Here is a 951-nt window from a genome sequence, read left to right as displayed (position 1 = left end):
AGCTTAGCCATTTAGTAACCCTACCTTACTTGCGGAACGGGAAGTCAAAGGCAGCCAGCAGAGCGCGGCCTTCTTCGTCAGATTTCGCAGTAGTGGTAATGGTAATATCCAAACCACGAACGCGGTCGACTTTATCGTAGTCGATTTCTGGGAAGATGATCTGCTCACGGACACCCATGCTGTAGTTACCACGACCGTCGAAAGACTTAGCGGACAGGCCACGGAAGTCACGGATACGAGGTACAGCAATAGTGATCAGGCGCTCAAAGAACTCCCACATGCGTTCGCCACGCAGAGTTACTTTACAGCCGATCGGATAGCCCTGACGGATTTTGAAGCCTGCAACAGATTTGCGTGCTTTGGTGATCAGCGGTTTTTGACCGGAGATTGCTGCCAGGTCTGCTGCTGCGTTATCCAGCAGTTTTTTGTCAGCGATCGCTTCACCAACACCCATGTTCAGGGTGATCTTCTCGACCCGAGGGACTTGCATGACAGAATTGTAGTTAAACTCAGTCATGAGTTTTTTAACTACTTCGTCTTTGTAGTAATCATGCAGTTTCGCCATCGTACTACTCCAAATTACTTGATAGTTTCGCTGTTAGACTTGAAGAAACGGACTTTTTTACCGTCTTCGAATCTAAAGCCTACACGGTCAGCCTTGCCGGTTGCCGCATTGAAGATTGCTACGTTGGAAACCTGAATAGCGGCTTCTTTTTCAACGATGCCACCCGGTTGGTTCAGGGCCGGAACCGGCTTCTGATGTTTCTTAACCAGGTTGATACCTTCAACAATGACCTTGCCGGAAGACAGGACATTCTTAACTTTACCGCGTTTACCTTTATCTTTACCGGTTAACACGATAACTTCGTCATCACGACGGATTTTCGCTGCCATGATTCGCTCCTTAGAGTACTTCTGGTGCCAGAGAGATAATTTTCATGAACTTCTCAC

2 protein-coding genes are annotated in these 951 nt (G+C 47.8%); both read right to left on the bottom strand.

Annotated features, from left to right (window positions below; all coding sequences use genetic code 11):
- Positions 1-25: 25 nt before the first annotated feature.
- Complete coding sequence (gene rplE, locus FTT63_RS15600) at positions 26-565, bottom strand: 50S ribosomal protein L5 (RefSeq protein ID WP_001096200.1); 540 nt, start codon at positions 563-565, stop codon at positions 26-28.
- Between the two features lie 14 nt (positions 566-579).
- Positions 580-894 (bottom strand): 50S ribosomal protein L24, encoded by a 315-nt coding sequence (rplX, locus tag FTT63_RS15595; RefSeq protein WP_000729185.1) that lies wholly within the window; start codon positions 892-894, stop codon positions 580-582.
- Between the last annotated feature and the right edge of the window lie 57 nt (positions 895-951).

Origin of the sequence: Acinetobacter sp. C15 (genome assembly GCF_013420645.1) — a bacterium.
Classification (GTDB): Bacteria; Pseudomonadota; Gammaproteobacteria; order Pseudomonadales; family Moraxellaceae; genus Acinetobacter; species Acinetobacter indicus.
Note: the sequence above shows the minus strand (reverse complement) of the source record. Positions and strands in the feature narration are given on the sequence as shown.